Source organism: Arthrospiribacter ruber (assembly GCF_019343195.1).
Classification (GTDB): Bacteria; Bacteroidota; Bacteroidia; order Cytophagales; family Cyclobacteriaceae; genus Arthrospiribacter; species Arthrospiribacter ruber.
On record NZ_RPHB01000006.1, the window covers coordinates 59,269 to 82,726 of the forward strand.

Genomic DNA, 23,458 nt, shown 5'->3' on the forward strand with positions numbered 1-23,458 from the left:
AGAAACCAAGTTAGTAATCTAAAAACCCAAGAACATAAGTATTCATCTTCCTTTCCGAAATTACCGATCGATGAAAATTTATCCGTCGACCATCCACAGGCACTTGCACAACCCTCTTATTCCCAAAAAAACAAGCTAATAGCAACAAAAAAATATGGATGAACCTCCAAAAGCCCATCCATACTTAACTAACTGATCACAAGGAGATAAATTTTAAATCAACCCGTAAAAATCTTCAAAATATCATTACCAATGGCAAATACCATCAATGCCAGCAACAGTACCATACCGACTTTTTGGGCATTTTCCAGAAAACGGTCCGAAGGTGCCTGGCCGGATATCATTTCATAAAGCAGGAACATTACATGTCCTCCATCCAGCGCCGGAATCGGCAGTAGGTTCATAAATGCCAAAATCATGGAAATCAGACCCGTGATACTCCAAAATTTTACCCAATCCCACCGGCTGCCGTAAATTTTAGCCATACCAATTGGGCCACTGACGTTTTTCGCAGAAACTTCCCCGGTAAACATTTTACCCAGTGCTCTGGCGTTGACAATTACAACCCCGAAAGCCCTCTCCGTACCTTTGACTATGGACTCGCCAACAGTATACCTTTGGGTAACCAAATCAAGATTTTGGTTCAAGAATCCTATAGTTCCCTCTTCGGTCACCAAAATTTTCTTTTCAAGCTCCTGCTCATCACGTTTGATCAAAAAGCTGGCTTCTTGGTTACTGAATTCAGGCAATGCTTTTTGCAACTCATCAATATAAGTCACAGGCTGGCCATTTACTGCCAAAATCTTGTCTCCCTGCTGGAGTCCGGCTTTGGCGGCAGGACTGTCGGGAGAAATGTCATACACTTTGATAGGATGCCGGATATCAATAAACTGAGACATACTCTCCTCATCTGAAAATGAATTGATAAAACCTCTAGGGATTTCAATCTGAAGCGTCTCAGCTCCTCTCTGAACTGTATAAAAGCCTCCACTACTCAGCAAAGCTTCTCCACCCGATAACTCTCCCAAGGACCTATATGGCTGGCCATTGATATCCAATATTCGATCTCCATCCTGAAAACCTATCATCTTGCCTATATCATACGCTACGATTCCATGCTCTACTACCTGGTCTCTTGAATAATAAGTCTCACCTTTTTGATACACCAACACCACAAAAATCACAATTCCCGTAACCACATTGACAATAATCCCGCCAAGCATCACAATCAGCCTCTGCCATGCCGGCTTAGCCCTGAATTCCCATGGTTGTGGCTCGGAGGACAATTGTTCAGTATCCATGGACTCATCGACCATTCCGGAGATTTTGACAAAACCTCCCAAGGGGATGGCCCCGATAGAATATTCAGTTTCCCCCCATTTGAATCCTGCGATCTTGGGTGGGAATCCTATTGAAAATTTTTCTACCCGCATACCAAACATCTTGGCTGTGAGTAAGTGGCCAAGCTCATGCAAGCCGACCAGTATTGATAATCCCAGCAGAAGCTGGCCCACCATAATCAGTGTATCCATTATACTTTACTCTTAATTAGTTCTTGTGTAATTCTTCTAGACTCTTTGTCCGTATTTTTGTAATCCTCCAAAGAAGGATTGGCTATAAATGTTGCTTTATCGAGTGTTTCCTCAATTAAGTCTGACATTTCCAGAAATCCAACTTCATCCTTCAAAAATGCTGCCACGGCTATTTCGTTGGCAGCATTAAGAATGCAGGGTGCATTTCCTCCTTTATCCAATGAAGTGTAGGCCAACTGCAGGTTTTTGAATGTCTTCAAATCCGGCTGTTCAAATGTCAGGTTAGGATATTGGGTAAAATCAAACCTTGGGAAGTCTGCCTTCAAGCGCTCGGGATAGGTAAGAGCAAACTGAATAGGGATACGCATATCCGGCAGTCCAAGTTGTGCTTTGATCGATCCATCTTCAAACTGTACCAGAGAATGTACGATAGATTGGGGATGTACCACCACTTCGATCTGATCTTTTTCTACTGCAAAAAGCCACTTGGCTTCTATCACTTCCAGCCCTTTGTTCATCAAGGAAGCAGAGTCGATGGTGATTTTGGCTCCCATATCCCAATTGGGATGCTTGAGGGCCTGTTCTTTGGTAACAGCCTCCAAAAAACTTTTGTCTTTCCCCCTGAATGGTCCACCAGAGGCGGTCAGGATGAGCTTTTCGATTGGATTATGAAACTCCCCTACCAGGCACTGGAAAATCGCAGAATGCTCGGAATCCACAGGGTAAATGTTGACACCTTTATCCCTTGCCAGGGAGGTCACCAACTCTCCGGCCACCACCAAGGTCTCCTTATTGGCCAGTGCGATTTGCTTTCCTGACTGAATGGCATTGATCGTAGGAACCATACCTGAGTAACCCACCAAAGCAGTAAGAACCACATCTATGGTATCCATTTCTACCACCTGAGCCAAAGCCTTTTCACCGGCATAAACTTTTATATCCATCTGCGAAAGTGCCTCTTTAACCTTTTGGTAAAGACTCTCATTCGCAATGACGACACAATTGGGAAGAAATTCAATGGCCTGCTGGATAAGCAGGTCTGCATTATTCTGGGCAGTAAGTACCTCCACTTCAAAATTGTCCCTGTGCGACCTGATCACTTCAAGGGTTTGTGTCCCGATACTTCCTGTGGAGCCTAAAATGGCTACGTGTTTTTTTTCTGACATGCATTAGTGGTTGAATCAAAGACCAGAATCAGTCCCTTTTTTTCAATCTGACAAAATTACAAGGTTCAGGGAGTTTTCCTGCTTATTTTTCCGTCTTTTTGAAAAGGCTTAGATTTGGTATATTAATAGTTGTTAAATGCTTTAAGAATTTTAGGCTTTGCTTTTAACTTGTATTTGGCACTTATCGTTATGCAAAACATGAAGAATAACCTGAAAATTATACTACTGGCATTTTGTGGGGGCATTCTCGGCGCTTGGGCTTTTCAAGCTTTGAATTCTGCTGAGGAAATCCAGCATCAAGCCGCCATGGTAACTGAGACAAAAACTCCTTACAATGTCAATCATTATTCATCTGAGGACGATGGTCCAAGCTCCTACAATGCTCCCTTTTCTTTTGTAGAAGCATCGGAAAAAAGTACCCCTTCTGTAGTTTTTATAAAAAACTTCTCCGGAACGGACCAGAGAAGATACAGTATTTTCGACTATTTCTTCGGTTCAGGCCCCACCCAACGCGTGAGCACCGGATCAGGTGTCATCATCAGCAAGGATGGATACATCATCACCAACAACCATGTCATTGATCGGGCAGAAACGATTGAAGTCGTACACCAAAGGAGAACTTATCCCGCCAAGTTGATAGGGACTGATAAAAACACAGACATCGCCGTGCTAAAAATAGAGGCAGACGACCTGCCTGCCATTAAGCAAGGAAGTAGCAGGGACTTAAGAATCGGAGAATGGGTCATTGCGGTCGGAAATCCGTTCAACCTTACCTCCACGGTGACCGCAGGAATTGTCTCCGCCAAAGAAAGGCAGATCAATATCCTGGGAGGAGAATTTCCTTTGGAATCCTTCATTCAAACCGATGCGCCTATTAATCCCGGAAACTCCGGAGGAGCTCTGGTCAATGTCAAAGGGGAATTGGTAGGTATCAATACAGCCATCTTATCCAGAACTGGGTCTTACACTGGCTATGGTTTTGCCGTGCCGGTGGATATTGCTGTCAAAATCGCAAATGACCTCATTGAGTTTGGAGAAGTCCAAAAAGCAATACCTGGACTTGACGTGGTAGAAATCACGCCTGAGCTGGCCGAAGAAATGCGCTTGAGAGATTTGGATGGCGTGATAGTGACGCATGTGATCAGAAATGGTGGAGCAGAAAAAGCAGGACTTCAGAGAAATGATGTCATTACCTCCATTCAAGGCAACAATATTACAGGCAAAGGAAGCTTTGAAGAGGCCCTTTCTTATCACTATCCCGGCGACCGTATCAGGATCAATTACATCCGTAATGGAGAAAGAAGATCCGCTGACCTCACCCTTCAAAATCTTGAAGGCGGAACCGGAGTTCTTAAACGGGAGTTTTACTCTTCCAACCTTCTCGGTGCAAGATTGGAAGCTGTCAATGCCATAGAAAGAGATAGGCTGGGCATAGAATATGGAATAAAAATCACAGGAATGACAAGAGGATACCTGAGAGATCTGGGGTTAAACAATGGTTTTGTTCTCACTCAGATCAATGGAGAACCAGCCAAAAACCCAGAGAGAATCGGCAAATATCTGGAAGAGTTTAGCGGCAGACTAAGGTTAGAAGGAGTGACACCAACCGGGCAGACTTTCATGCAATCATATAATATCAGATAGACTAGTCAGGAATCACACGGAATTTTGGTAAATTGGAAAAACAGAATGCCCGGGCATTCAAAAATGAAAGAGCCGATTAGTGATACTGACTCCGATAAAAACCCAATAGAAAGATGAAAACTCCCGAATTGACCTGCGAAAAGTGTTTCGAAGACTTCAAAGAATCCATGGAAGAGCTTGGGTCGCTGGTAAAAGATGCCGAAAACCATCAGATAGATTCCAGACGCCAAAAAAGACTGATACGATCATTTGAAGTCACCCATGAACTGGCCATGAATACCATAGGTGAATATTTCCGGAAAAATCGGAACACCACTTTCAGCGGGTCAAGGGATGCCACGATTGAGGCTTTTAATGAAAACCTCATCGATGATGGTAAAGGATGGCTGGATATGATAATTGACAGGATCAAGTACAACCCCTTGTATCCAGAGGATTTTGACACTGAATTGATTTCCAATATCCGGAAGAAATACTATAGACTTCTGCTCAATTTTGAGCGCATCATGCAAGAAAAGCTGGACTGAAAAATCCGGCTTTTTTCTTTTTACAAAATTTTTTTGCACTGGTTGACACATTTCACAAGTTGGCTCCGTCTATGGAAAACAGGTCTCATCCTGAATCAACTAAACAGAAGCCCTATGAAAACCTCTTCACCACTGCAAGTCAAATGGCCTCTTTTTTATGCTTTGGCAGCTATCCTATTTCTTACACTGCCTTCCTGCCACGATGAAGTCAAAAGCTCCCATACTTTCAGGGCTATGGTCCCTGTCTATCTCAACATGGAATCCGTCAGAAGTGCTGACATCCTGATAGAATCTCCAAAGCCTCTGGACAATCCGGGAAAAATCTACATCTACGAAGAATACCTGCTAGTGAATGAGCCTCAAAAAGGAATTCATATTTTGGACAATACTGACCCCTCTTCTCCCCAGCCGGTCAATTTCATCAATATTCCGGGCAATGTAGACCTCGCTATCAACAGCGGGTATCTCTATGCAGACAGCTACGTGGACCTGCTTGTGTTTGATCTGCACGATGTGCGCAATATCACCTTGTCAGAAAGGGTCAAAGACGTTTTTGAACACATGTATATGGATATGGCACGCTCTACTATTCTCACCTTCAAAGATACTGTTATGACCTCAGAAACCGACATGATGTGGGGGTGGCAAGGAAGGCCGGGAACCTGGATGACTATTGACAGGGCCATGACCGCTTCAGCCAACTCCTCGGCATCCCAAAGCTATGGACAAGGTGGATCCATGGCGAGGTTTACCCTGCAAAGCGGACACCTCTATGCCGTCGATGATTACAGCTTGAGGGTTTTTGACGTCATACAGGCCCAAGAGCCAAAACACCTTAAAAACATCAATCTAGGTTGGGGAATAGAAACCATCTTCCCGTTTCAGGAAAAGCTGTTTATAGGCTCACAGACAGGGATGCACATTTATGACGCCAGCGACCCTTCCAACCCCCAGAAAATGTCTGTGTACGAACACATCACTGCCTGCGACCCAGTAGTGGTCAATGAGCAGCATGCATTTGTTACACTCAGAACAGGTCCAATGTGCAGATTTGGAGTGGACGAACTCCATGTCCTGGACATTCAAAACCTTTATGCGCCAAAACTGGTCAAGGCCTATCCTATGCTCAATCCCCATGGACTCTCTCTTTTTGAAAATTACCTATACCTGGCGGAGGGGAAACATGGACTGAAAAGCTTCAATGTATCTGATGTCAGGGCCATTGATGCCAACCAAATTGAATTTTTGAAATCCATGAAATCTGTAGATATCATTGCGGGACCAAAGTCCCTGATTGTAATCGGAGCAGATGGAGTATGCCAGTTTGACTACAGCAATCCCGCTCAGCTCAGAAAACTTAGCTGTATTCAGGTAAAACAACCGGCAATTGTATAACTCATGAAGACTGGCCTCCTTGTCTCTGTTCTGATACTCTGTGTACTGTTTCCTTTCATGAGCTCAGCGCAGCAGGATCGTCCATATTTCAACCTAACAGAGACCGGTCTGTCATTCGGTCAGGTCAAAACCTGGAATGACCAGTCCGATACCCGAGTGAATTTTTCTTTTCAGACCATCAATGGCGTACACATCAATTCAAAAAATGCAATAGGGCTTTTGCTGGGTATCGACAGCTATCCCGGACTGATATTGGCACCTATAGGGTTTGGCTGGAGAGGCAGCTACGGAAAGCCTTCCAGAAACAGACTGCTCTTGGGACTGGATATGGGTTATGGCTCCGCTTTTTTGGAAAAAAGGGTTGAGGATCAGTTTTTTGAAAACTGGTATGAGGGAGGTTTTATGATAAGTCCATCAATAGGATGGAGATTAAAAGGAAAATCCGGAAAAAGAGACTATGCCCTTTCTGTGGCATTTAGAAGGCAACACGCATACTACTATGAAGGCGTAAAAGGAGAGGGAGGGAATCAGCCCGGACTTCCTCCGGGATTTACTTCTATCCGTGAAGAATCCTATATTTTCAACAGTCTTATAAGTAAATTTGGAATATTTTTCTAGGAAAAGAATCCATATTCTTAGTGTATTTAGGTTATACTAGAGCAGGATCAATAGGTAAGAACAGTAAAATGTCCAATGAAATCTTCGAATTAGATTATCAAGGAAATCCCTTAGCTTACTATCAGCTGGATAGGCAAATTTACAGTATTGCAGTGGATGAAGAGGAAAGAAAAATTTATGCGGTGACCTATGATGAAGATCCGGGAATTGCGGTTTTTGAATATTAAATAACATGATTATACGCTTCTTTACCGGAAGCCTCAATTTCTGATACAAATGGGTGTTCCAAACCAATATCTATTAGTATCTAATTTCAATAAATATCGATTTAACCTGAAAATCCAAGCTTAATTTCATTACTGGTAATGTTCCGTATATTACATATAAATAACCTTTTTCTCCCATCATCAAATCGGATTATCCATCAGGAAATATTTTCTTTTACCAAGAAAAAATAATTTTTCACCTATTCCGAACTATCTTTACTTTTTATGCGTGTATCTGCGGATACAGAAAAACTCCGAATAAATATGCTTGAAGTAAACGGATTGATAAAAAAGTACGGAAAACAGAATGCCGTCAATAATATCAGCTTTATGCTGGAAGGAGGAGAGGTAGTAGGCCTATTAGGACCAAATGGTGCCGGTAAAAGTACCACGATGAAATGTATAGTAGGACTTTTGCGTAAGACAGCAGGTGAGATTCTAATTGGAGGACATGATCATCTTTCCATTCCTGCAAAAAAGCTTTTTTCTTATATCCCCGAGACACCCCATGTGTATGACCTGCTCACAGTGAAGGAACATATGCAATTTATCGCCCAAGCATACAAAGTAGACAACTGGAAAGAAAAAGCCGATCAATGGATGGAACTCTATGACCTGACTGACAAAAAAGATAAACTCGGAAGAGATCTTTCCAAAGGAATGCGGCAAAAAGTATCCATCTGCTGTGCCTTGTTGCCAGATCCGCAGGTATTGTTTTTTGATGAACCCATGATAGGATTAGATCCCAAGGCCATCAAAAACACCAAGAAGATCTTTAAAGAACTGAAAGAAAGAGGCAAGACCATCTTGGTCAGTACGCACTTGATCGATAGCGTAGAGACCATTGCTGACCGCATCATGATCATGAAAGATGGCAATATTATCGGCAATGACACCCTTAGCAACCTCAAGTCGGAATTTAGCAAAACAGACGATTCGAGTTTGGAAGATCTATTTTTAGAATTGACAAAAGATGAATGAATTCAGACTGTTGCTCAGGAAAGATCTTTTCATTCTGATCAACAACATAAAGCTGATTCTAAGAAACCCTCTAAGACTACTCCCCTACGGACTACTGGTGGGATATTTCAGCTTTTTTTATTTCAGAAGAAGCAGCAACCGCTCAGAAATAAACAGGGACCAACTGGATGAGCTTCAAGGTGTAACGGATGAACTTGTACAGCCTGACTTCGAGTTGCTGGCCATCAAAGGAGGCCTGACCTTTCTGGCATTGCTTTTTTTGATGTTTCAGCTCTACAGGGCCACGAAAAAGAATATCAGCTTTTTCAGTATGGCAGATGTTAACCTGCTTTTCACAGGACCTGTATCCGCATCCAATATCCTGATTTATTATATGATAAGGGCCATATTTCCGGCTTTAGGTGGGTCTTTACTTTTCGTGATTTACAGTACAGCGCAGCTCAATGAAGTATTTGAACTCACCACTGGCAACATATTGATAATGGCTTCAGGCTTTGCACTTTTCCTGTTTATCCTTTCCCCGATCAGGTTTTTGATCTACACATTACACACCAAGTATGATATACTTGAACATGTGAAGAGAGGAGTGTTTGGTCTTGGAATTATTCTGGGAGCAATGATTCTGATTCCCGGACTTCAAGCTGAAAAATTCTGGCAGGGAATGTTTGCCTGGATTGGGTCTCCTTGGTTTGACTTTTTCCCTCTGGTAGGCTGGAGCAGAGCAATCATCACCTATTTGGGCCATGAGAGCATCTGGACAGTTCTGGGATTTATCAGCGTGTATTTCCTTTCTTTTTTGCTCATCGTTCAGCAGGTAATTTCCCATTCGGGCCACTACTATGAAGATGTGCTTGAATCCACTAAGTCCAACGAAGAACTGAAAGAAAAAGCCAGAAAGTCCCAGGCTTCGGAATCAGCTGGAAGCCTCAATCTTAACAAAAAGTTAGACCTAAAGAATTTTGGGAACGGGGCCACAGCATTGTACTGGAGAAATTATGTGCACAGTAGCCGTCAGGACTTCCATCCTTTGTTTGGACTTTACGGGTTAATAATGGCAGGGATTGCCATTGTATTTGCCGTGCTTTCCAATTTTGACTGGTTTTCTCACAAAGTGATCTATGGCTACTTGGGTGTCTTGATAGTCCTGTACTTTTTTGCAGGAATGGGCAGGACAAACATTGGAGATATCAAGAAGCCTTTTTTTATACTTATTCCGGATACCTGGACCAGAAAATTCTGGAACATGATAAAGTTGGATATATACCAGACTTTTATCACAACAGTCATTTTGATCGTTCCTACGGTACTCATAGGAGGTTTGAGCTGGGGACTGATAATTCTTTTCCCCTTGCTATTGCAGTTGTTTTACCTTACTGGTTTCGGAATCGCCTTGGTGACGCATGTAGGCTTTGAAGAAGGCTGGGACAGGAAGCTGATGCGACCTTTGATTATAGGTGGAGTTTCCATTTTTGGGATACTGCCTTCATTGGCTACAGGCGTGTTTGTGTTTGTCATTTCTGGCCAGTTTGTGTATGCCATGCTGGGAATGGCAATAGGTATGGGTATGGTAGCAGCGATAGTAATGCACCTGACCATGGACATCATCAGCAAGGTGGAATTCAAAGAGGCTTGATCAGAGCAGTTTTTCCATCACTATCCTATAATCTTTGACCTGACCTTTTTTGATCAGATCTGTGATCATAAACCCTCTGTTCAGCCCAAAATGGATCATCTTGCCAAAGCTATTTCGCGTCTTGAACCGCACCTTTTGGTAGCCGTGATTTCTTGCCCATTCTTCCTGAAAATCGGCGAGACGACTTGCTATTCCCATTCTGCGACAAGTGGCCAGGACTCCCCCCATCCAGGAGTAAAACACACCAGGTGTGGCGGATTCATATCCAACTTTAAAACCTACTGCCTCCCCCTCTATTTCTGCCACAAGGATAAGATGTATCCTGTCAGTCAGTCTTTCATGATAGGTGATTTCAGAATAAGGCTGGAAAAACTCAGGGACTTTTTGACTGAGGGCTACGACTTCCCCAATACTTCCGTTCCTGATTTTGATAGTTTTGTTTTTCATAGGTCTATTTCCATCTTGATATCACAACGACCGTATTTCCCACATTCTTTGGGCACTTCTCTAAAGCCTAGCTTTTTGTACAGAGACAGTGCCGGCACCAACTTTGAGCTGGAGTAGAGAATTACTTTCCTTCCGCCCATTGCTTTTGCTTTTTTCAAAATACCAAGGCCAAGAAATTCTCCTATTTTCTTCCCCCTCTCCTCGGGGGATACGCCCATTTTGATCATTTCATAGACATCATTGCTGACCTTGGAAAGGGCCACAGTACCCACCACCTTTCCGGCATCGGAAGCAAAAATCACCGCCCCGCCAGGTGCAATGATTGTCTCTTCGGGATGCTCCAATTGTTTCCTGTCAAACTCTTCAAGCTCAAAAAAGGCTGTCACCCACTGTTTGTTGATCTGCTCGAAATAGGGCTGGAGTTCAGGGCTGTATTCCAGAATCTGAATATGTTGCATACTTGAGTAAATTCATCCTACCAAAATACTTATAAAAAGCAGAAAGAACAGCTCTTGAAAAGAAAAAGGCGGTGATCCACCGCCTTTAATTATTTCCGAATTCCATGGCCACCTGTTTGCCGACTTTTTCTTCCTGCTCCATTTCGAGCAATTTGGATTTTCTCCAAATTCCGCCTGCATAACCGGTAAGCTGACCATCCTTGCCCACAATTCTGTGACAAGGCATCATAATCAAAATAGGATTGGCACCTATTGCAGTGCCTACCGCCCTTACTGCATTGGGGTTACCCAGATTTTTGGCTACCTGCTCATAGGTACTTGTTTTTCCGAAAGGAATTTTATTCACTTCCATCCATACCTTGTGCTGGAAGTCAGTCCCCCCAAGTGCCACCGGCACATCGAATGTCTGTTGTTTTCCCTGAAAGTACAAACCTAGCTGTATCCTCACGTCCATCAACACATCATCCAAAAAATCCTCCGTTACGGGTGCATCGGTAAACTCCAATTTCACCACGTAACCATCCCATACCTCGACCTTAACATTGCCAAGAGGGGTTTCCATCACCGCATATTCTTTCTTCATATTTACTGACATTTTAAGGTTAAACTCACTATTTCAATAAACAATCCCACGCGCTTCCTTTACAGCGAATACTATTACAACGGACCTCATGTCCTTTTGTCTTTGAAAAAAGACTTTATTTTGTTAATTAATCTGAAAAATCAAATTTACTCCGGGTGAAGAGTTGGTAAGGTAGAAAGTATTAACCGGATTATATGTTAAAATCCATAATAAAATATGTGTCATGACAGAAAAGTTCAAAACTACGACTTACAAGGCTCCTTTGGATACCGGATATATCTTCAATTTTTCCCGCGCTCATCCCCGCCTGGATGACCAGCCGGACAGGCTTCTTCTTTCATCCCTCCTTTCCCTTCCCTGTTTTTGGCGAAAAGCTATCTACTCTCTTGATCAGTCCCCGGGCAAAAAACCATTGACGCGGCAATCCTTAGAGCCAAGGGTTAAAACCCTAGGCTATTACATTTTTCGTCCCTATGGGACTTGGCTATAGCTGATTTAATCATAGTGATGCATTGCAAAATGGCTCTATCTCACTTCTTGCGCCTAGAATTGCGATTTACCAGGCTATTGATTCTCGATTCTCAAATCTCATGTCTCATTTCTCCTTCACACCATCATCAATCTATACTTCCATACTTCCCTCACATCTGAGATGTTGACATAGAATGGCTTGTAAATAGGATTACCGGAGCAGAGCAAAAGACGCTCCTTTTCCTTGATCTGATTATAAGCAATTTTAAACGTCACTCCATCCTGTTCGGTGACTATCACATATTTTTCCCCATCCTTGATCCTTGTCCAGTCATCCACATACTCACATACTATCCACGCACTATCAGGGATAGGCAACATGGAATCCCCATCTACCTGAAAGACCCTATGCTTCTTGTCTGTAGGCAAAAAGGGCAAGGAAAACCTTGGCAAGTCCTCAATAAAGTCAGGGTCGGAAAATCCTGCCAGATAGGAAGCCTTAGCCCGCTGAGACACCACCTCTATCAGTTCCCTTCCTTCTGAATCCACGGTAGTAGTCAGGATACGGAGATTCCTGCCATGCAGGTATTGATCCGCTTCCAAAAGCTGCCTGAGCTTGTATTCGGACATGCCTTCCATATCCTTCCTGAGCAATACGTCTATAGACACTCCAAAATAATCCGAAATCGACAATATCGTCTCCAAAGGAGGATTGATATTAAGCTCATAGCCTGCCAGCTTGGACCTGCTGATACCCAAGGCATTCGCCAGCATCTCTTGGGTCAATTCTTTTTTCTTTCTTAGAAACTTAAGGTTAGAATGGAGAAACATACTTATGATTTTTAAATCTAGATCTGCCAAAAGTCAGGCAACTGTCACAGGATGATCATCCCTCTATATCAGGGATTGAAATACAAACTGACACCAATCGTCCCAGTAAGCTTACCAACCTGATTCAAATATAAAAAATTATGTTTAAATTATAAACATTATTATGTTAAAATTATTAACAAATGGAAAGGAATATCGTGCACATGGATCTGGATTCATTCTTTGTGTCAGTAGAGCGGCTCTATGACAACAGGCTCAACGGCAAGCCCATCCTCATAGGAGGCTCCAGCGACAGAGGGGTAGTAGCTTCATGCAGTTATGAAGCAAGGAAGTTTGGAGTGCACTCGGCCATGCCCATGCGCACTGCCAAGCAGCTGTGCCCTGAGGCACTGATTATCCGCGGGGATTTTGAAAAATACAGCAAAAAATCGCACGAGGTTACCGAAATCATACGGGAAGGTGTGCCTCTATTCGAAAAATCCTCCATAGATGAGTTTTACATAGATTACACCGGTATGGAGCGCTTTTTTGGCTGTTTCAAAATGGCCAAAGAGCTGCGTGAGAGGGTCATCAAAGAAACGGGCCTGCCCATTTCTCTGGGATTATCAGAAAACAAAACCGTATCCAAAGTAGCTACCGGAGAGGCCAAACCAAATAATGCCCGACAGGTCCCACATGGAAATGAGAAGCCTTTTTTGGCTCCCCTTCCTGTCAGAAAAATCCCTATGATAGGCGAAAAAACCTCCCACACCCTGTACAACATGGGGGTAAAAACAGTCAAAACCCTACAGGTAATGCCTTCAGAACTATTGGAGGCCACATTTGGAAAAAACGGAAGGGTCATTTGGGAAAAAGCCAATGGCATAGACCGCTCTCTGGTGACACCTTACTCTGAAGCCAAATCTATTTCTTCTGAAAACACCTTTGAAGAAGACACCATAGATGTCAAAAAGCTGGAATCCCACCTGATAGCCATGACCGAGCAGCTCGGAACCAAGCTCCGGCAAAAACAACAGCTCACCTCCTGTATCACTGTCAAGATCAGATATTCTGACTTTGACACCCATAATCTCCAGAAAAAAATCCCCTACACATCTGCTGACCATACTCTTATCTCACTGGTGAAGGAACTTTTCAAAAAGCTGTATAGCCGCAGACTTCTGATACGCCTGATAGGGGTCAGGTTCAGCGGGCTGGTATATGGCAATTATCAGATCAACTTATTTGAAGACACTCAGGAGCAGATCAACCTGTATCAGGCGCTTGACCGTCTCAATACCAAATTCGGAGAAAAAACAGTATGCCGCGCTGTCGGCATGCAGGTTGGGAGAAGGCGGTTCAATCCATTCAATGGAATGGCGCTATAAGACGGCACAGACAAGCTGATTGCTCTTTCCCCCATGAAGATAAGACACTGATTGTGGCGCAATTCCATTTTAAAAGAGAAGCACATGCAAAATAAAATCAGGCAGATTCCGGAACTTATTCCCCCCTAATCCACTTTAGTAGTATATTTGAAAATCAAGCAATAACAAAAACTATATACAATGGCAAAAGCAATAGAAATTACTGACGCAAACTTTGAAGAAATCATGAATTCTGAACAACCGATTTTGGTTGATTTTTGGGCAGAGTGGTGCGGACCATGCAAAATGATCGGACCAATTGTGGAAGAACTTGCGGGAGATTATGAAGGAAAGGCAATCGTAGGAAAAGTGGATGTTGATGCTAATCCAGCGGTAGCATCTCAGTTTGGCATCAGAAGTATCCCAACCTTACTCTTTTTCAAAGGCGGACAGATTGTGGACAAGCAGGTAGGTGCAGTACCCAAGGCTGTATTGGCACAGAAGCTTGACTCCCAACTTTAATAGGTGTATCCATATTCATCAAAAAAGGCCATGAAACTCGGTTTCATGGCCTTTTTTTTTATTTTTTTCGCAAAGGGCTAAGGGATCCCAAACTTAGGGCAAGACTTTTACCATGATATTTTTATAATAAATCACGCTTTCGGGATCATGGGCCTGTAGTGCAAATGTACCTCTATCTATCTTCTTCGGTCCTGCATTTTCCGGCCTATCTTTATCCTCTGATTCCACATACTCCATCACCGTCTCCCCATTGACCTTTACGGTAACATGATCCCCTTTGACAATGATATGCTGGGTATACCATTCCTTGTCCTCTACGTAAATTTCCCTCACATCATTGAAAGAATAAAGGCTACCGGTCTTTCTCCAGTCACTATGTGTTTGGTTTACCTGTACTTCATATCCTTTGTCGGGCCACCCTTTTTCCTGATAAGCAGTATGGAAAAATATTCCGGAATTGGCTTTAGGCATGGTCATGATATCTGCTTTGAGTTCAAAATTCTTAAAATCGGCATTGTTCACTTCACCAACATAGAAGGCATGTGCCCTAGGCCCATCTACCTTGATCACGCCATCTACTACCTGAAAAGAGTCAGGGTTCTCGGCAATTTTCCATCCATCCAGGCTCTTGCCATCAAACAAGGGAATCCATCCCCCCTCCTGTGCCCAAGTATACACGGACACAAATAGAAACGCTAAAAGCAATATTGATTTTTTCATAGTATATGGTAATAAGGTTAATAATTTTTCTGGCAAATCAAGCATTACAGGTGATCCGAGATCTCTACATTCCCACTCATTTTGGAAACCCCTCCTGACACGATAAACTTCATCACATCGGCACTTCTCACATTTTCCAGAATCCGTACATTTTCTCTGGGAACCAAATATAAGTTGCCGGAAAAATTGTAGCTATGAGGAAAATATATGGCAACCAGATCTTCCTCCCCCAAGACAGAAAGGTCTTCCTGAGTAATAAAACCAAGCCTGAACATATTATTGGAAAGCTTGACGATCACAGGAGTGTTGAATTTTTTCTTATCTCCTACAAAAGCAGACATAAGGTCTTTGATACTGGTATAAAGGATATTGACCAAAGGCACCTTAAACATCCATTTTTCAAAGATGTCAAACAGAGGCCTTGTCACAAAAATACTTGCCAAAAACCCCATAAATGTAATGAAACTGAACATGATCAAAATCCCTAACCCCGGCACCGGAATAGGTATAATTCCATCCAGGAACTTAAGAATAAGAATGATCACGTAGACCGTTAGTGCCAATGGCACCACAAAAAGCAGCCCTCTTAAAAAATACGTAATGAATCTTTTGGTTGTAAAAGACATCGTTTTTCCTTTATTTGAATTGTTTTTATCTATTAAATATAAGCACAAGTAATGGCTAAATTGTCAAGAATCTTTTTGTTATTGTTTTTTACATCACAAATCCTCTCTTCTTGTAAGACTGTTCGTACCGTAGAATCGCCTATCAAGGAAATGGAAAGGTCCTGTTATCAGTATATTTTGGATTTCGACCCTATTTCAGATCCTGAAAGTCTTCACTTGGATGATTTTTCAGATAAAACTAAAGAACAGTTTTCTGAAAACTCACTTTTCTTCATACGCATATTGGGACTTACTGACGAAATAGAGAGTGTGTTGAATGATGACTTTGATGATCAGCTCAGCAAATTCAAAAGCATCCAAAAGGCCGTCAATGAAATCACTTTAGCAGAACTAGAAGTCCAGGCATTTACCTCAGCCCTAAGGTGTGAAGAAGACCAATATGAACAAATGGCCTGGAACCTGGAAACGATGTCCAATGATAAACAAAGCAATAAAACTGTGTCGGGTATTATTCTGGATGCATCTGCAAATATTGCGGGTGCGGCCATCATATTATTTTGGGCACAGGGAAATACTACCCGTCAGCTTATAGGGATAGGTGCATCATTGACGCAAATCTATCTTAATGTGCGGGGAAGATCTATCACCTACAATACCGAGATTTCCCACAAAATAAATGTACTGGAGGAATTTTCGAAAGATCAGGAGTGGTGCGAATCAATCCCGGACAAAATCTGGGCTTACGTAAACTATGTAAAAAGAGAAGTCCCTAATAAGAACATCAGAGATCAGCTTTTGGATGCTTGGACAGATACTGTTATAGAGCAAAACAAGGATCTGTTCTTTTCAGAAGGAGGAACATACAACTCTACTCAACTGAGGGCAAGGGCTGCTATGCTTGAACAGCTTGCTTCACTTACAGAAGGAATGCTTCAAGATCTATTAGTACTTAGAAAAGAGCTTCAAACTATATTATAGTATAGAAAACTACCGAGGTTTTTCCACATCGCAAGAAGTAACAAACCGGCCATCGTCCTCAAACAATGCCGCCCTGTACTTCAAATAGTATTCAAAGGCCATAGAAAAATTCTCTTCTCTCATTTTTGATCAGGTGTTACATGTAACAGCAAAAACAACATCTCATCGAAAAAGGACGTCAAATCACTCTATTTGTAGCAAAAAAAGAGGCTGTCCTATTCTCATAAGACAGCCTCTTAATAATAATTTTTGTTATTTCTTACAGGTCAATCCCCATGAAGGACATAAAGGCTATACCCATCAATCCAGTGATCAACATGGTAATTCCCAATCCTTTAAGACCATTTGGAACATTGGAATATTTCAGCTTTTCTCTGATAGCCGCAAGTGCTACTATTGCCAAGAAGAAACCAATTCCTGACCCAAAACCATACACTGCAGCTTCTGCCAAAGTATAATCTCTGGTAGCCATAAAAAGTGAACCACCAAGGATGGCACAGTTTACCGCAATCAAAGGAAGAAATATACCCAATGCACCGTAAAGCGCTGGAGCGAATTTTTCTACAATCATCTCTACCAGCTGCACCATAGCAGCAATGATAGCAATGAACATGATGAATCTTAAGAAAGAAAGGTCGATTGTAGCAAATGATTCACCCAACCAGGCCAAAGCACCTTCTTTAAGTACATATTCATTCAACATCCAGTTAGCGGGCGCTGTAACAGTCAATACGAAAATTACCGCTGCACCCAATCCAAGGGCTGTACTTACTTTTTTGGATACCGCCAGGAATGAACACATTCCAAGGAAGTAGGCAAAAACCATGTTGTCAATGAAAATTGACCGTATTGCGAGATTAAATAATTCCATAGCTCTCAGTTTTATTAATGTTCAACATAACCTGTTTTGGTACGCTGTACCCAGATAATAAGACCTAATATGATGAAGGCACCTACTGGAGACACCATCAATCCGTTGGTAGCAAGGCTGAAATCTTCCCCGAACAAACCGGAGACAGCATCGTACACTGGCACACCAAATACTGAGCCTGAACCCAACAACTCACGGAAGAAAGCTACAGCCAAGATAATCCATGAATATCCCAAAGCTGAACCAAAACCATCAAGTACAGAGTCATAAGGTTTGTTTCCTAAAGCAAAGGCCTCCAATCTACCCATTACTATACAGTTGGTAATGATCAGACCGATGAAAACGGATAATTCCTTATACATATCAAAAGCAAAGGCTTTCAATACCTCATTTACAAGGGTTACAAGAGTAGCGATAACTGCCAATTGTACAATAATCCTAACCCTGGATGGGATTGTATTTCTTAAAAGAGATATGGTAAGGTTGGCCATAACCATTACAAAGATTACCGAGATAGCCATTACCATGGTAGGTTGCATCTGGGTAGTCACCGCCAAAGCAGAACATATTCCCAATACCTGTATGGTAATCGGATTGTCATCCACTAATGGATCGGAGATTAATTTTTTTCTTCTTTTCGACAATAGAGGCTCAGCTGCCTTCTTAACCTCTGCCGCTTGTGCTGTTTCAGTGCTCATTATATCAAGTTTTATGAAACGTTCTAGATTAATTTATTGAAGCTACTTCCTCTGAGCTGCTCCCGGACTTTTTGGTCTTGAGGTACTCTTTGTAGTGACTCAGGTAGTTTTTCAACATATCATTGACTCCATTGGCTGTAATGGTAGCTCCTGAAAGACCGTCCACTTTATGTGGATCATCTGAGTAGTCCTTTCCTTCGCCTTTTTGCATCCTAACAGATACCAGCTCACCTGAATCATCAAATATTTGTTTTCCATCGTACCTGGCCTGCACATTGCTGGCGGTGATTCTTGCACCCAAACCAGGTGTTTCGGCCGCGTGTCCAAAAGTCACACCTTCGATGGTAGTAACGTCTGTCTGAAGTGCCAGGTATCCCCAGATACTGTCCCAAAGACCTGAACCATATACTGGAAGGATTATAGATTCCACTGAGTCCTCATCTCCTTCAGCATGGAAAATAAATACAGGGTATTGTCTTTCCTCTGGTGATTTTTTGAAATTCTTTCCGATATCCACATTTTCTGCAACTATCGGATTTCCATCGCTATCTTTTTCTATTTCCTTACCATTGATATCCACTACTTTGGAAGAGATTCTTTTTTCGTAGAATTCCAATACTTCCTCCGGTGACATGGCGGAAATTTTTTCTCCCTCCAAAACAGCTCCTAGGATTTGTTTTTTGGTATCCAATTCTACTGCCTTTTTCTGAATGGGGGCAAGTACTTGTGAAGTTCCCGACAACAGTAGCCCTAGGACTACTGTCATAATTACCGAGAATGTGATGATATATGCATTAGACTGTTGCACGTTGTAACCTCCTTTTCTTGTTTGCTTTTACTACATAATGATCGATCAATGGAGCAAAGACGTTCATAAACAGAACGGCCAGCATGATACCTTCAGGATAAGCAGGATTGGTTACCCTGATAATCACAGTTAGAATACCAATCATAAATCCGTAGATCCATTTCCCTATCTCAGTCTGTGCTGCTGATACCGGATCAGTAGCCATAAACACTACACCAAATGCTAAACCACCGATTACCCAGTGATACTCAGGTGGCATTGCCATATACTCATTTACGGCAAATAGGTTCATCACAGCTGCCATAATATATGCACCTGCAAATCCACTCACGATAATTTTCCAGCTTGCTACTCCTGTACCGATCAAAATAGCAGCTCCTATAAGCGCCATCAACGTAGACGTTTCACCAATTGATCCCGGTATCCATCCGATGAAAAGGTTCCAAAACTCAAACATCCCTGACTGTATCTCTGAATTATGACTTGCCAAAGCGGATTTGACGCTCTCTCCTTCCAAGCCTGCATTGTATGCTACTGCCAAGGCAGTGGCCCCTGAAAAACCGTCAACTGGAGTTTTATCGCCTATATAAGTCCAAACCTGATCACCTGAAATCTGCATTGGGTAAGCAAAGTACAAAAAGGCCCTTGCAGTCATCGCGACATTCAGGATATTCATACCTGTACCTCCAAATACTTCTTTGGCAATTACTACCGCAAAAATGGTGGCCAAAGCGACCTGCCATAATGGTATAGTAGCCGGAATTACCAGTGGAATTAGCATCCCAGTCACCAAAAACCCTTCATTAATAGGGTGCTTCCTGATTACCGCAAATGCCGCTTCGACAAGCCCTCCTGCTGCGTAAGCCACTATTACAACTGGCAAAACCAGCTCAAGGCCTATCAACATTTTAGGACCGAAATCCTCCCACAATCCTGCTGTCTGACCTGTAGCTAAAAAGTGCTGATGACCGGTATTGTAAATACCGAACAACAAACATGGGATCATGGCTACCACTACGGTAATCATCATCCTCTTAAGATCAATAGCGTCTTTTACTTGAGCACCTTTTATTCCATTGGTATGATTGGGAGAAAACAAGAATGTCTCCCCTGCTTCATACGCATAATAAAATTGCTCTAATTTTCCACCTTTTTGAAAAAGCGGCTTCTGTTTGTCCAACAGATCTCTCAGAAACTTCATATTAATTAACTGTATTGAATTAAATCTATACCTTTTCTAACAATTTCCTGCACAGGGTGTTTGGACACATCTACAAATTCACAAAGTGCCAAATCCTCTTCTATAATTTCATATATACCAAGTTCCTCCATTTCATCGAAATCTTCAGCCATGATGGCCTTAAGCAAATATACTGGAAGAATATCCATAGGAGTCACGCTCTCAAATACACCTGTCTGTACAAATGCCCTTTCCTCACCTCTTGCATTGGTATCCAATACATACTCCTTGTTGGGGTTCAAGAATGAAAGCAATCCAAGAGCTCTGTGATAGCTCAATTTGTCTGTAGTCGGCTTCATCCATCCCAAAAACTCATAGTAGTCACCTTCAGGAAGCACAGTGATATGGCTGGAGTAATAACCTAAGTAGCCATCTCTGTTAATTTTCTCCCCTGTAAGTACATTGCCGGAAACCACTCTGACGTGATCTTGCTTAAGATTACCATCTATCATAGTATCCACGCAAGCACCCACAATAGTTTTGGTATAAACTGCCTTTTTCACTTCCGATCCGGTCACAGCAATTACTCTTGAAGCATCATATTTACCTTCCAAGAAAAGTTTTCCAATTTGGGCAACTCCAAAGGGGCTGATTGTCCATGCAACCTCACCTTTGTTGATTGGATCTAAGTGATGGATTTGGACGCCTACGTTTCCTGCAGGATGTGGTCCTGAGAATTTATTGATTTCAACTCCCTGTACATTTGAGAAAACCGCAGGAATCTCAGCCTGCCCATTGAGGTTAAGGTGGATTTTTCCACTTGTAAGCTTTGAAAGTACATTGATACCAGCTTGGAAATTTTTCTCCTCTCCCTGAAGTGCGAAGCCTAAATCAGGAGCTAATGGATGTGTGTCAAAACCGGAAATGAAAATAGCTTTGGGGCTGTCTTCAGGGTTAGCAACAATTCCGTATGGTCTTTGGATAAGCTGAGGCCAAACACCCCCTTGCGTCATTTGCTTGACGGCGTCTTCTCTGGAGATAGACTGCAGGGAGGATTCAGTATACTTGGGAAATTCCTCGTAGCTGATCTGCTTGTCTGCTAGGATTTTGATCTCAAGAAGCTTTCTTTTTTCACCTCTTTTGACTTCAACAATTTCCCCTGAAACCGGCGCAACATATTGCACCTGATCCATGGCTTTGTCAAATAAAACAGGAGTACCTGCTTTTACAATATCCCCTTCATTCACAGTCACTTTAGGCCTTTGCATACCGATGAAGTCGGTAGGTTTGATTGCAAAAGTCTTGGCTGGACCGAAGTTTTCAAGCTGCTTTTCAGCTTTTCCTACGAGCTTAATGTCGAATCCCTTCTTAAGCTTTACAGTTTTTGACATATGATTTTTGAACTATATGGTCTTTTGAAAAACGCCTCAAATCTAATAAAATAGATCAGTTATTAGAAGATAATTTTGGTAATATTTACATTTAAACAGGGTGAACGGAATCATTATTCACTTCTCCGAAGATCAACTGTCGCTCAGGACCATACCTTCTTCCATGGAATAAATATGACGCATCACTCGCTCCATCAACCACATAGGCGTGGAAGTAGCTCCGCAAATACCAACCTTTTCAGCATTTTGAAACCAGCTTGGATCGAGTTCTGTTTCGTTTTCTACAAAATAACTTTTATCGTTGATAGATTTGCAAACCTGATAAAGGGCTTTGCCATTTGAACTTTTCTTCCCGGAAACAAACACAATGACATCATTTTCAGCTGAAAATTTAGCCAATTGCGGCTCCCTGTTGGACACTTGCCTACAGATTGAGTCATTGGCATTGAAATCAAGCTCGTTCAGCTCTCCTTTCGCTTCACGTATCCTGTTTTCTATTTTCTCCTTGAGTTCATAAAAACCCTTGGTGCTTTTTGTAGTCTGGCTAAAGAGCGTCACCGGACGTGAAAAATCAATTTTATCCAAATCCTTGTCTTCCATCACGACGATTGCTTTTTCCAAGGTCTGCCCCGTAAGCCCTATGACCTCAGCATGTCCTTTTTTGCCATAAATGACAATCTGTCCATTTTCTTTCTCCATTTTGTCAAAAGCAGTTTTGACCCTGTGCTGTAGTTTCAGCACCACTGGACATGAAGCATCTATGAGCTCAATGTTATTTTGAATGGCAGTCTTGTAGGTTTCAGGTGGTTCCCCATGAGCCCTGATCAATACCTTGCAATCACTGAGGCCCTGGAGCTGATCCCTGTCAATGACCACCAAGCCCTTGTCACTCAGCCTTCTGACCTCCATGTCATTGTGCACGATATCACCCAAGCAATATAACTTATCAGAGCCTTCCATCTCATCTTCTGCCATTTTGATGGCAAATTCGACCCCAAAACAGTAGCCGGAATTTTTATCAATAATTACTTCCATGTTACATCTATTTTTTCGGAAATCTTTTCCTGGGCCAGTACGACTATACGATTGACCTGATCTTCAAACTCCAAATGGCTTGTATCTATTTCCACAGCGTCATTAGCTTTCAATAGTGGGCTTTCTTTGCGGCTTGAATCAATTTCATCCCTTTCGGACAGATTTTGGATGATTTTCTCAATAGCAACCTCTACCCCTTTTGCTTCAAGTTCACGCTGCCTTCTGGCTGCCCGAATTTGAAGATCGGCTGTCATAAAGATTTTAAGCTCCGCTTGGGGAAATACCACTGTACCAATATCTCTGCCATCCATGACAACCCCTTTATCTTTACCCATTTTCTGCTGCTGCGAAACCAGTTCTTGCCTGACTTCCTTTAGTTTACTCACCTCACTAACGTATTCAGAGACCCTCATGGTTCGGATTTCCTGTTCTACATTATTCCCATTGAGATAAGTTTCCTGTTCTTGTGTATGAGGGTTAAGTTTGAAGGTAATATCCAAAACATCCAAATGCTTTAAAACATCAGCCTTGACCTCAATATCCACCTTATTGTCCAAAAAATACAGAGTTGCAGCTCTGTACATTGCCCCGGAATCTATATATGTATATCCCAGCCTTTTGGCCACTGATTTGGCAGTGGAGCTTTTCCCGCAACCTGAGTAACCGTCTATTGCAATCACAATTTTTTGCATCTAAATAAAAGTATCCTCGCTTTAAATTCAGGCGCAAAT

General features: G+C 42.3%; 26 protein-coding genes. 11 read left to right on the forward strand and 15 right to left on the reverse strand.

Translation table 11 applies throughout. From position 1 onward, the window contains the following. Window positions 1-218: 218 nt before the first annotated feature. Both rseP and EGN73_RS13020 read right to left on the reverse strand, forming a co-directional pair. Complete coding sequence (rseP, locus tag EGN73_RS13015; RefSeq protein WP_219290522.1) at window positions 219-1,532, reverse strand: RIP metalloprotease RseP; 1,314 nt, start codon at window positions 1,530-1,532, stop codon at window positions 219-221. Continuing rightward, window positions 1,532-2,698, reverse strand: coding sequence for a 1-deoxy-D-xylulose-5-phosphate reductoisomerase (locus EGN73_RS13020; RefSeq protein WP_219290525.1), 1,167 nt, complete (start codon window positions 2,696-2,698; stop codon window positions 1,532-1,534). The genes rseP and EGN73_RS13020 overlap by 1 nt, the downstream gene beginning before the upstream one ends. Window positions 2,699-2,896: 198 nt before the next feature. On the opposite strand from EGN73_RS13020, the gene EGN73_RS13025 reads away from it, so the two are divergent. From EGN73_RS13025 to EGN73_RS13055, 7 genes are all read left to right on the forward strand, one after another. After that, on the forward strand, window positions 2,897-4,342 hold the full coding sequence (locus EGN73_RS13025) for a S1C family serine protease (RefSeq protein ID WP_219290527.1): 1,446 nt from the start codon (window positions 2,897-2,899) through the stop codon (window positions 4,340-4,342). Window positions 4,343-4,455: 113 nt separating this feature from the next. Next, entirely contained in the window at window positions 4,456-4,869 is a 414-nt protein-coding gene (locus EGN73_RS13030) for a nucleotidyltransferase substrate binding protein (protein WP_219290529.1), read from the forward strand. A 114-nt stretch (window positions 4,870-4,983) separates the two neighbouring features. Further along, window positions 4,984-6,264 carry an LVIVD repeat-containing protein gene (locus tag EGN73_RS13035; RefSeq protein WP_219290531.1) on the forward strand — a complete coding sequence of 427 codons (1,281 nt, stop codon included), beginning with the start codon at window positions 4,984-4,986 and terminating at the stop codon, window positions 6,262-6,264. A 3-nt stretch (window positions 6,265-6,267) separates the two neighbouring features. Then, complete coding sequence (locus EGN73_RS13040) at window positions 6,268-6,882, forward strand: hypothetical protein (RefSeq protein ID WP_219290533.1); 615 nt, start codon at window positions 6,268-6,270, stop codon at window positions 6,880-6,882. Window positions 6,883-6,950: 68 nt separating this feature from the next. Next, a complete protein-coding gene (locus EGN73_RS13045) occupies window positions 6,951-7,109 on the forward strand; it encodes a TolB-like 6-bladed beta-propeller domain-containing protein (RefSeq protein ID WP_219290535.1) in 159 nt (52 codons plus the stop codon). A 303-nt stretch (window positions 7,110-7,412) separates the two neighbouring features. After that, window positions 7,413-8,129 (forward strand): ABC transporter ATP-binding protein, encoded by a 717-nt coding sequence (locus tag EGN73_RS13050; protein WP_219290536.1) that lies wholly within the window; start codon window positions 7,413-7,415, stop codon window positions 8,127-8,129. Next, window positions 8,122-9,762 (forward strand): putative ABC exporter domain-containing protein, encoded by a 1,641-nt coding sequence (locus EGN73_RS13055; RefSeq protein WP_219290537.1) that lies wholly within the window; start codon window positions 8,122-8,124, stop codon window positions 9,760-9,762. The genes EGN73_RS13050 and EGN73_RS13055 overlap by 8 nt, the downstream gene beginning before the upstream one ends. Here EGN73_RS13055 and EGN73_RS13060 read toward each other — a convergent pair whose 3' ends face one another. From EGN73_RS13060 to EGN73_RS13070, 3 genes are all read right to left on the reverse strand, one after another. Then, window positions 9,763-10,209, reverse strand: a complete 447-nt coding sequence (locus EGN73_RS13060; RefSeq protein WP_219290539.1) for a GNAT family N-acetyltransferase — start codon at window positions 10,207-10,209, stop codon at window positions 9,763-9,765. Next, a complete protein-coding gene (locus EGN73_RS13065; RefSeq protein WP_219290542.1) occupies window positions 10,206-10,667 on the reverse strand; it encodes a GNAT family N-acetyltransferase in 462 nt (153 codons plus the stop codon). The genes EGN73_RS13060 and EGN73_RS13065 overlap by 4 nt, the downstream gene beginning before the upstream one ends. Window positions 10,668-10,752: 85 nt before the next feature. Then, window positions 10,753-11,250: a methylated-DNA--[protein]-cysteine S-methyltransferase gene (locus EGN73_RS13070; RefSeq protein ID WP_219290544.1), complete on the reverse strand. Its 498-nt coding sequence runs from the start codon at window positions 11,248-11,250 to the stop codon at window positions 10,753-10,755. 223 nt (window positions 11,251-11,473) lie between these two features. Here EGN73_RS13070 and EGN73_RS13075 point away from each other — a divergent pair, with 223 nt between their 5' ends. Beyond that, a complete protein-coding gene (locus EGN73_RS13075; RefSeq protein WP_219290547.1) occupies window positions 11,474-11,740 on the forward strand; it encodes a hypothetical protein in 267 nt (88 codons plus the stop codon). Between the two features lie 116 nt (window positions 11,741-11,856). Here EGN73_RS13075 and EGN73_RS13080 read toward each other — a convergent pair whose 3' ends face one another. Further along, the gene (locus EGN73_RS13080) at window positions 11,857-12,552 is read right to left on the reverse strand and encodes an XRE family transcriptional regulator (protein ID WP_219290550.1); all 696 of its coding nucleotides are present in this window, start codon (window positions 12,550-12,552) and stop codon (window positions 11,857-11,859) included. Window positions 12,553-12,734: 182 nt separating this feature from the next. On the opposite strand from EGN73_RS13080, the gene dinB reads away from it, so the two are divergent. Further along, the gene (gene dinB, locus EGN73_RS13085) at window positions 12,735-13,919 is read left to right on the forward strand and encodes a DNA polymerase IV (protein WP_219290552.1); all 1,185 of its coding nucleotides are present in this window, start codon (window positions 12,735-12,737) and stop codon (window positions 13,917-13,919) included. Window positions 13,920-14,099: 180 nt separating this feature from the next. Beyond that, window positions 14,100-14,420: a thioredoxin gene (trxA, locus tag EGN73_RS13090; protein ID WP_219290555.1), complete on the forward strand. Its 321-nt coding sequence runs from the start codon at window positions 14,100-14,102 to the stop codon at window positions 14,418-14,420. 93 nt (window positions 14,421-14,513) lie between these two features. Here the strand turns inward: trxA and EGN73_RS13095 are convergent, their stop codons facing one another. Both EGN73_RS13095 and EGN73_RS13100 read right to left on the reverse strand, forming a co-directional pair. Then, window positions 14,514-15,140 carry a 3-keto-disaccharide hydrolase gene (locus EGN73_RS13095; RefSeq protein ID WP_219290558.1) on the reverse strand — a complete coding sequence of 209 codons (627 nt, stop codon included), beginning with the start codon at window positions 15,138-15,140 and terminating at the stop codon, window positions 14,514-14,516. Between the two features lie 44 nt (window positions 15,141-15,184). Continuing rightward, window positions 15,185-15,766 (reverse strand): DUF502 domain-containing protein, encoded by a 582-nt coding sequence (locus tag EGN73_RS13100; protein ID WP_219290561.1) that lies wholly within the window; start codon window positions 15,764-15,766, stop codon window positions 15,185-15,187. 150 nt (window positions 15,767-15,916) lie between these two features. Between EGN73_RS13100 and EGN73_RS13105 the strand changes: the two genes are divergently transcribed. After that, on the forward strand, window positions 15,917-16,744 hold the full coding sequence (locus EGN73_RS13105) for a hypothetical protein (protein ID WP_219290563.1): 828 nt from the start codon (window positions 15,917-15,919) through the stop codon (window positions 16,742-16,744). Window positions 16,745-17,003: 259 nt separating this feature from the next. On the opposite strand, the gene nqrE is transcribed toward EGN73_RS13105, so the two are convergent. The 7 genes from nqrE to cmk form a co-directional block, all read right to left on the reverse strand. Continuing rightward, on the reverse strand, window positions 17,004-17,615 hold the full coding sequence (gene nqrE, locus EGN73_RS13110; protein WP_219290566.1) for an NADH:ubiquinone reductase (Na(+)-transporting) subunit E: 612 nt from the start codon (window positions 17,613-17,615) through the stop codon (window positions 17,004-17,006). Window positions 17,616-17,629: 14 nt separating this feature from the next. After that, window positions 17,630-18,313, reverse strand: coding sequence for an NADH:ubiquinone reductase (Na(+)-transporting) subunit D (locus EGN73_RS13115; protein WP_219290569.1), 684 nt, complete (start codon window positions 18,311-18,313; stop codon window positions 17,630-17,632). A gap of 28 nt (window positions 18,314-18,341) precedes the next feature. Then, on the reverse strand, window positions 18,342-19,121 hold the full coding sequence (nqrC, locus tag EGN73_RS13120; RefSeq protein ID WP_219290571.1) for an NADH:ubiquinone reductase (Na(+)-transporting) subunit C: 780 nt from the start codon (window positions 19,119-19,121) through the stop codon (window positions 18,342-18,344). Beyond that, entirely contained in the window at window positions 19,108-20,322 is a 1,215-nt protein-coding gene (locus tag EGN73_RS13125; RefSeq protein WP_219290573.1) for an NADH:ubiquinone reductase (Na(+)-transporting) subunit B, read from the reverse strand. Before EGN73_RS13125 ends, nqrC begins: the two co-directional genes overlap by 14 nt. A gap of 5 nt (window positions 20,323-20,327) precedes the next feature. Further along, the gene (locus tag EGN73_RS13130; RefSeq protein ID WP_219290575.1) at window positions 20,328-21,692 is read right to left on the reverse strand and encodes a Na(+)-translocating NADH-quinone reductase subunit A; all 1,365 of its coding nucleotides are present in this window, start codon (window positions 21,690-21,692) and stop codon (window positions 20,328-20,330) included. A gap of 132 nt (window positions 21,693-21,824) precedes the next feature. Then, the gene (locus tag EGN73_RS13135) at window positions 21,825-22,727 is read right to left on the reverse strand and encodes a 4-hydroxy-3-methylbut-2-enyl diphosphate reductase (protein ID WP_219290578.1); all 903 of its coding nucleotides are present in this window, start codon (window positions 22,725-22,727) and stop codon (window positions 21,825-21,827) included. After that, window positions 22,718-23,419: a (d)CMP kinase gene (gene cmk, locus EGN73_RS13140; RefSeq protein ID WP_219290581.1), complete on the reverse strand. Its 702-nt coding sequence runs from the start codon at window positions 23,417-23,419 to the stop codon at window positions 22,718-22,720. Before cmk ends, EGN73_RS13135 begins: the two co-directional genes overlap by 10 nt. Window positions 23,420-23,458 lie beyond the last annotated feature (39 nt).